Genomic DNA, 8,450 nt, shown 5'->3' with positions numbered 1-8,450 from the left:
TCTCCTGATTGGGCGGTATTCCTCCTTTGGCAGGGCGGTGTATGCGATTGGCGGCAGTGAAAAGTCCGCTGTTTTGATGGGGCTGCCTGTTGCTCGAACGACGATTCTTGTATACACCTTAAGCGGTTTGTTTTCTGCAATTGGGGGCATCGTGTTTACACTCTATATGCTGTCAGGCTATTCGCTGCATTTGATGGGTATGGAAATGGATGCCATTGCGTCGTGCGTTATTGGCGGTATTTTGCTCACTGGCGGATTTGGTTATTTGATCGGGCCAACGCTCGGCGTGCTTTGTACAGGCATTATACAAACGATCATTATGTTTCAAGGGACGCTCAGCTCTTGGTGGACCAAGATTACTATTGGATTTTTATTGTTTCTTTTCATGGCTTTTCAACGGATTATTGTGATGAGAAAAGAAAAAAACGCTTTGCCAGCTTCCAAAAATAAACCGAAATTTGAAAATAAAGTCGTTAATTTGTAAATACAGAACATTTGCAACATTTGTATATTGAGAGTGTAGCCAATACAAGTTCGATAGGGAGGAAATAAGAATGAACAGAAAGAAACCGTTTATCGTCACGATGCTAGCTGCGATTATGCTGGTAGGATTGATCGCCGGTTGTGGCAACAACAGCAATAATGGGGGCAACAAACCAGCAAGCGGAAATGCAACAAACAAGCCAACAGAGAATGCGGCAACGGAAGCACCACCGGAAGCGAACAAGAAGCTGGTTGTAGGATTCGCGCAAATCGGTGCGGAAAGCGGCTGGCGTGATGCTGAGACCGATTCGGTTAAAGCGACATTTAGCGAAGATCCGAACTTCGAGCTTAAATTCTCTGACGCACAGCAAAAGCAAGAAAACCAAATTAAAGCAATCCGTACGTTTATCGCCCAAAAAGTAGATGCCATTGGACTTGCGCCAGTCGTAGAGTCAGGCTGGGAAACGGTATTGAAGGAAGCTAAAGATGCGAATATTCCAGTGTTTTTGCTAGACCGCGGCATTACAAAAGGCAATGAGGACTTGTATGTATCGTTTATCGGCTCTGACTTTATTCTCGAGGGTCAAAACGCAGCGAAATGGATGATCGATGAGTTTGGCGCTGGCGCTCAGGTCAACATCGTTCAATTGGAAGGCACAGTAGGCGCAAGCGCAGCGAATGACCGTAAAAAAGGATTCGAGGATGCGATTGCTGGCGAAGCCGGCTACAAAATCGTTTATTCCCAAACAGGCGATTTCACTCGCGCCAAAGGCAAAGAGGTCATGGAAGCTTATTTGAAAAAGGATAAAAACATCCAAGTTGTCTACGCACATAATGACGATATGGCGCTAGGCGCGATTCAAGCGATTGAAGAAGCGGGCTTGAAGCCAGGTACAGATATTAAAATTATAGGCGTTGACGGCATTAAAGCAGCTTTTGAAGCGATTGCAGAAGGTAAAATGAATGTAACTGTAGAATGTAATCCATTGCTGGGACCACAGCTGAAGCAAGCGATTCTCGATTACAAAGCTGGCACTACGCTCGAAAAATGGATTAAATCGGATGAGGACGTTTATTTCGGCCAAAAAGCAATCGATGCGCTGCCAAATCGCAAATATTAATCGTTATGGCAATTGAAGATAGGTAAATTACGAGACTGCAGAAGAGAAAAATCTCTTATGCAGTTTCGTTTTTCGCATTTCAAAGGAAATGATCATTATTTGATGAGGACGGATTGAATGTTTATGCTAAGCGGTTTATTTGCGAATCGTAGTATCCGTTTCAAGCTTTTATTTTATTTCGTCATCATTATTTTATTTTCAATCGCTGCGCTCAGCATTCTGGGCAGCACCTTATACAAAAATGCTATTGAAGAGGAAACGAACGCACATACGGTGCAAATGATGGATCAGGTTAAAAACCACATTGAAGTATACATAAAAGAAATGGATAACATTATTTATTATTTGTCGCAGGACGCGTCGGTCATCGAATTTATGAGAAGGTCGAATAACGAATCAGGGCAGCTGAAGCTGCTGGATTCTAAGGTGAGGAAACTTCAGAGGGTCTATATAGAGAAGCATGTAGAAATTGCGGGAGCAATGATTGTGAGCCGCAACAACCAATTCGCAAGCAGCGGCTTAGAGCCGATTACGAGAGATTTTATGACGGAAGAGCAGTGGTATAAGAAGGCAGCTCTTCAGCCGGAGCATATTCATTTGTTCAGCCATCCGATTGGGAGAAATATTAGAGCAGAGCAAAATTTAAGCGCCGATCAGGTGCTGTCGTTCGTGCGGGCCGTAAAGGACCCATTGACCGGCCAAGTGCTTGGCGTTATTTTGATCGATATGAAATTAGACATTATTCAGGCGATCGTAGAATCGGTATCGCTAGGGAAAAGCGGCTTTATTTTTATTATGGATGAGAATGGCGGTGTCGTGTATTCGCCAGTCAATCCGATTGTGTACCGCATTTCGGGCGATTGGATGGAGGGGCGCTCTGGCAAAGTCATTCGCCAAGTCAATGAGCTTGAATACCAGATGATCTATAATACCTTTCCAGAGTTTGATTGGCGAATCGTCGGCGTGTTTCCGCTTAAGGAGTCGCTTCAGGTCGTTGCGGACATTCAATTTTATACCGTTATCATTGCGCTGGTCACGCTGCTGCTTGCCTTTATGGCATCCTGGTATTTCACAAATGCGATCGTTCGTCCTGTTGGGAAGCTGCGCAGTTTAATGAAGAAGGTAGAAGAAGGCGAGCTTCATCTGCGCTTTCCTAGTAAAACGAAAGATGAGATCGGACAGCTGGGCAATAGCTTTAACCATATGGTGCAGGAAATTGACAATTTGATTCATCTCGTATATTTGGAGCAAAGGGAGAAACGCGAGGCTGAGCTGAAAATATTGCAAGCACAAATTAAACCCCATTTCCTCTATAACACGCTGGATACGATTCAGTGGATGGCACAGGACCGGGATGCCGATGATATCGTCGATATCGTTGTTGCCTTAACTCATCTCTTCCGAATCAGCCTTAGCAAAGGTCGAGAGGTTATTCCGCTTAGCGACGAGATACAGCATGTGGAGAGTTATTTGATTATTCAAATGGCCAGATATGAGGATAAGTTATCCTTCGAGATCGACATTCCGCAGGAGCTGCAGACGCTAAGCGTGCTCAAAATCATTTTGCAGCCGCTCGTCGAGAACGCGATTTATCATGGCATCAAAGAAAAGCTGGCTAAAGGCACGATTCGTATACATGGCTTTACAGAAGACAATAAGCTGGTTCTCGTCGTTGAAGATGACGGCGTTGGGTTTGAAGCGGAGCGGCTGATTCAGATGAATGAATCGTTTCATGCTATCCGGCAAAGCGGTGAGGATCGAGGTTATGGATTGTACAATGTGAATGAACGAATCAAGCTGTCATATGGCTCTGGTTATGGTCTTACCATTGAGAGCGAGCGGGGACAAGGCTCCAAAATCGTGGTAAAACTACCGTTAATGGTTGGATAACTTGAAATGGCTGGGGGTATGGAGATGTGGAAGCTGCTTATTGCGGATGATGAGCCGAAGATTCGCAGAGGATTAGCCAAGGTGCTTCCTTGGGAGGAGCTTGGCATAGAACTGGTAGGCGAAGCCGAGAACGGCTTGCAAGCGCTTGAGCTTGCGGAGGAGCGTAAGCCTGATATTTTGTTTGTTGATATTTGCATGCCATTTGTAGACGGGCTGGAGTTCATTGAGCGGCTGCGGCAAACGCTGGAACGCAGCATTGTCATAGTTATTTCAGGACATGATGAGTTTCGTTATGCACAGCAGGCCGTAAAGCTGCATGTATTTGAATATATGCTCAAGCCTGTAATGAAAAGCAAGCTGGAGACTGTTGTGCGCAAAGCAATAAGCGAACTTGAGCAGAAACGAGACAATGAGCAAAAGCTGGAATGGATGGATCAGCAGCTCAAAACCAATTCCGTCGCGATTCGGGATACGTTTTTGTTGAAATGGCTGGAAGGCATTATTGCGCCTGAGGAAATTCATAATCAGACCGCCTTCCTAAGACTGGGCTGGGTAGATGCTGTCGGCATGATCGCCTTTAAGGTGATTCAAAACGTGGAATCCGGCAAGGCGATGCGCGTGTGGGACCGCGACCTACTGGAGTTTGCTTTGAAAAACATTACAGAGGACCTGCTTGCTGGCAATGGAGCAGGCAATCATGTTGTGCTTAACGATAAGAAAGGCCAAATCATCGTCATGGGCTGTATAGACAGCTATAACGAATGGCTCAAGTTAGGTCAGAAAATTCAAGATAAAATGGAAGCGCTTCTYKAAAAAACGATTATTTTTGAGCAGCAGGCAGTCGAGAGTATCGAAGAGTTTCCAAAGCTGTACCGTACATTGTCAAGAGAGCTTGGCAACAAAGGGAGCTTGTCTCCGATCGTTATTTTGACGAAAAAATTTATTGATCGTAATTTCTACATGCCTTCGCTGACGCTTGGCGATGTCGCTGAAGGTGTGCAGGTGAGTCCTACTTATTTAAGCAAGCAGCTGAAGCGGGAGCTTGGGCTTTCTTTTATCGATTATTTGACGGAGGTTCGAATTCGGAAAGCGATTCAATTGATGAGCGATCCCTTGTTCAAAGTGTATGAAATTGCGGAGAAGGTAGGGTACAGCAGCCAGCATTATTTCAGCAGCGCCTTTAAGAAGGTGACTGGAACCTCGCCGATGGTCTATAAGAAAGGGATACGTTCATGATTGGAAGAAAGGCAGCAGGTTTTCTTATCCTTTGCTTGATTTTTGTGGCTTTGGTAGTATGGACGCGGGCGTGCGTAATGAACGAGAAGGTAACGAAAAATGACAGCGGATACAATTATTTGATCGGGGTGTCCCAGCCCAATTTGAGCGAGCCTTGGCGCGTGGCCATGAATGAGGAAATTCAGCAGGAGGTCAGCAGGCACTCGGATATGCGGGTTATCTTCACCGATGCCGCGCAAAGCAGCGAGCAGCAGGCGAAGGATGTGAAGAAGCTGGTTGGATATGGCGTCGATCTGCTCATCATATCGCTTGATGATCCAGTAGCTCTCACGCAAACGGTCAGCTCCGTTTACGAGAATATTCCTGTTATCGTGCTCGGAAGAGGCGTGACAGGATATGATTATACGCTTTATGTCGGTACGGACGATGAAATGATCGGCAGAAAAGCTGGCGAATTTGCAATGGAAACGCTGGGTGAGTCGGGCGGTAAAATTATTGAAATGCAAGGGCTGGCCGGTTCACCGACCGTTGAAGAACGCAGCAATGGATTTCGAGAAGCGATTCATAATTCCAAGCTTAGCATCGTGCAGACGATGAATGCGGATTGGCAGCGCGATCGAGCGGAGGATCTGCTAACGGATTGGTTAAAAGATCAACCCGAGGTTGACTTAATCTTTGCCCATAATGAAGCCATGGCGCTTGGCGCATATCGTGCAGTACAGAAGCTTGATAGGAATGATATTAATATTATCGGCATCGATGGCGTCAATTCTGAAAACGGCAGCCTGCAGCTCGTCTCGGAGAACAAGCTGACAGGCACTTTTACAAGCCCCCCTGGCGGCAAGGAAGCGATTCGTTATGCGGTCGATATATTGAATAAAGAAAAGGGAATTCCCAAAAAGGTTATTTTGCGCAGTCAGAAAATRACGAATCAACTGGAGGGGAAGGGCGAGCCGCGCGTTACGCATTCACCAGCGCCTACGCTCCAAGAGGCACAATCTCCGATAGTATTAGGGTTTGCACAGGTGGGTACGGAAAGCGGCTGGCGAATCGCGAATACAAAGTCGGTCATTAATGCGGCAAAGGAAGCAGGTGTGGAGCTGCTTTATGAGAATGCGGAGCAGTCGCAAGATAAACAAATTGAACTGATTCGGCAGTTTATAAACAAAAAGGTGGATGTGATCGCCTTCTCACCGAAGACGGAGACCGGCTGGGAAGAAGTATTGAAGGAGGCGAAGGAGGCCGGAATTCCAGTCATACTGTCTGATCGTGAAGTGAACGTAAGCGATGATACGCTGTGGACAGCTTACATCGGATCAGATTTTCGCGAGGAAGGCAGAAGGGCGGCAAGATGGTTGATTCAAGAGGCAGAGGAAGGACAAACCTATCAATTCGTCGAGCTGCAAGGAACAGCGCACTCTGCGCCAGCTGTTGGGCGGATGCAAGGGTTCAAGGAGGTTATCCAAACCGATAAAAACTTCACCTTGCTTGAATCATTGCAGGGCGACTTTACGAAGAAGAAGGGCAAAGAGCTGATGGCGGCGGCGCTGAAACGGCATGGCTCTGCGATAAACGTCGTTTATTCCCATAATGATGATATGGCTTTAGGCGCTATTGAGGCCATTGAGGATTTTGGCTTGCGGCCGGGTAAGGACATTACGATCATCTCTGTTGATGCAACAAAGTCAGCTCTTAAAGCATTAAGTATCGGAAAGCTTAACTTTGCAGTTGAATGCAATGCGCTGCTTGGTCCTCAGCTCATGAAGGCGGTTAAGGATTTGTCGGAGGGCAAGGAGCTTCCGATGAAGATTATTACTGCTGAAGGCGTTTTTACGCAGGAATCTGCCAAAATGGCGCTAGCAAGCCGTGAATATTAATAGAAGGAGAGTGCTGTTAAAGTTGACAAGGTATGCCATCAAGAGCAGAATAAAAATATTACACTACGAAATGAGGCATAGCCCATGTCAAACCTTATTGATAGAGTGAAAAAGCTAGCAGCAGGCTTTGATGAAGAAACGTTGCGAGCGATTGAAATAAACCCTTTGCTTGTCGAAGCGGGTGCCCTTCAAGCGGTAGCTCCATATATAAAGGAAAAGCAGTATAGTCAGGTTGTTATTGCTGCGGATGCGATTACATACAGCATTGCTGGGAAACAACTTGAGGAAGCCATTGCAGCGCAAGGAATTTCTGTTCATGTGACGATTATAAAAGCGGACCGTCAAGGCGATGTCATTGCGGATGAAGCATCGATCGTGCAGCTCTTATTGGACATTCAACTGCGCAAAGCACAAGTAGTCATTGCAGCAGGCTCAGGAACGATACATGATATCTCTCGTTATGCCGCTTATACAGCTGGCATTCCCTTTGTATCCGTTCCGACTGCGCCATCTGTTGACGGCTTCAATTCCAAAGGAGCGCCGATTATTATTCGCGGCGAGAAGAAGACGATCGCAGCCATTGGCCCCGATGCGATATTTGCTGATTTGGAAATCCTCGCAGCGGCGCCAGCAGTCATGGTAGCTGCTGGTTTTGGCGATATGCTAGGAAAATATACATCGTTATTTGATTGGAGCTTTGGCGCAGCTGAAGGCGGTGAGCCCTATTCAGAAGAGGTTGCTGAAATTACGCGTATTGCACTTAATAAATGTGTAGAGAATGCTTCGTTAATTGCTACCCGTGACCAGCAAGGCATTCGCATACTTATTGAAGCACTTATTGAGTCAGGCCTTGCCATGCTCTTATTCGGTCAATCGCATTCGGCGTCCGGATCAGAGCATCATTTGTCGCATTTCTGGGAAATGGAATATATTCGCCTTGGCAAAAGGCAGCTGCTGCATGGTGCAAAGGTTGGCGTAGCCTGCGCGGAAATTTCCAAGCTTTATCACCAGCTTGCTGCTGAAGAAGAAGGTCTAGCTTTTACAGCTAATCCTGAGAAGGTACGGGAGGCTATTGCCGCACTTCCGGATGAAGCCCAAATTAGAGCGTGGCTAAAGCAGGTTGGCGGTCCGACAACGACGGAGGAGCTTGGGGTCGATACGGAGCTGCTCACAGCAAGTTTGCAGAAAGCCCATCTCGTTAGACCAAACAGATATACGTTACTAAGCGTTTATAATTTCATTTAAGCAAAAACGGCTCCATCCTTTGAAACAAGGATGGAGCCGTTATTAATTTGAAGTGATTTAATTTAAAAGTTGAAATTATCTGGATCTGGGCCAAAACGGTGATCTTGGTTAAGCGCACTGATTTGAGCCATTTCCTCAGACGTTAGCGTGAAATCGAAAATATCTCCATTTTCTTTAATGCGAGCCGGAGTAATCGATTTTGGTATCGTAACGACCTCGTTTTGCAGATCCCAACGAAGCACCACTTGAGCAGGCGATTTGCCGTATTTGGCAGCAATATCAGCGAGCACGCTTTGATCCAGGTTTCCTTGCATAAGCGGGCTCCAAGCCATTAGCTGAATGCTGCGGCTCTTGGCAAAAGTGTGAAGCTCCGTTTGTGTAAGAAGCGGGTGGTATTCCACTTGATTGACCATAGGAACAAATTCACCTGCTGTAATGACATCCTGTAGGTGATGGATTTGGAAGTTGCTCACGCCAATTGCACGTACATAACCGTCACGGTACAGCTTTTCAAGCGCGCGCCAAGTTTCCAAGTATTTATCCTTTACAGGCCAGTGGATGAGCAATAGATCAACAACTTCAATGCCAAGTTTCCGTC

Annotated in this window: 7 protein-coding genes; 6 read left to right on the top strand and 1 reads right to left on the bottom strand. The window is 46.3% G+C overall.

Annotated features, from left to right (window positions below):
• The 6 genes from AC1DSE_RS25075 to AC1DSE_RS25050 form a co-directional block, all read left to right on the top strand.
• The coding region (locus AC1DSE_RS25075) for an ABC transporter permease subunit (RefSeq protein WP_477528356.1) at positions 1-484 on the top strand (484 nt) is incomplete at its 5' end.
• Between the two features lie 70 nt (positions 485-554).
• Positions 555-1,604 (top strand): ABC transporter substrate-binding protein, encoded by a 1,050-nt coding sequence (locus AC1DSE_RS25070; RefSeq protein WP_441881490.1) that lies wholly within the window; start codon positions 555-557, stop codon positions 1,602-1,604.
• Positions 1,605-1,721: 117 nt separating this feature from the next.
• Positions 1,722-3,494 carry a cache domain-containing sensor histidine kinase gene (locus tag AC1DSE_RS25065; RefSeq protein ID WP_477511322.1) on the top strand — a complete coding sequence of 591 codons (1,773 nt, stop codon included), beginning with the start codon at positions 1,722-1,724 and terminating at the stop codon, positions 3,492-3,494.
• 24 nt (positions 3,495-3,518) lie between these two features.
• Positions 3,519-4,730: a response regulator gene (locus AC1DSE_RS25060; protein ID WP_477528355.1), complete on the top strand. Its 1,212-nt coding sequence runs from the start codon at positions 3,519-3,521 to the stop codon at positions 4,728-4,730.
• On the top strand, positions 4,727-6,607 hold the full coding sequence (locus tag AC1DSE_RS25055) for a substrate-binding domain-containing protein (protein WP_477528354.1): 1,881 nt from the start codon (positions 4,727-4,729) through the stop codon (positions 6,605-6,607). The genes AC1DSE_RS25060 and AC1DSE_RS25055 overlap by 4 nt, the downstream gene beginning before the upstream one ends.
• Positions 6,608-6,691: 84 nt before the next feature.
• Entirely contained in the window at positions 6,692-7,852 is a 1,161-nt protein-coding gene (locus AC1DSE_RS25050; RefSeq protein ID WP_477511319.1) for a sn-glycerol-1-phosphate dehydrogenase, read from the top strand.
• A gap of 62 nt (positions 7,853-7,914) precedes the next feature.
• Here AC1DSE_RS25050 and AC1DSE_RS25045 read toward each other — a convergent pair.
• On the bottom strand, positions 7,915-8,450 hold a 536-nt coding region (locus tag AC1DSE_RS25045), incomplete at its 5' end, for an aldo/keto reductase (protein ID WP_477528353.1).

This window comes from Paenibacillus sp. 01L418 (assembly GCF_056400045.1).
Note: the sequence above shows the minus strand (reverse complement) of the source record. Positions and strands in the feature narration are given on the sequence as shown.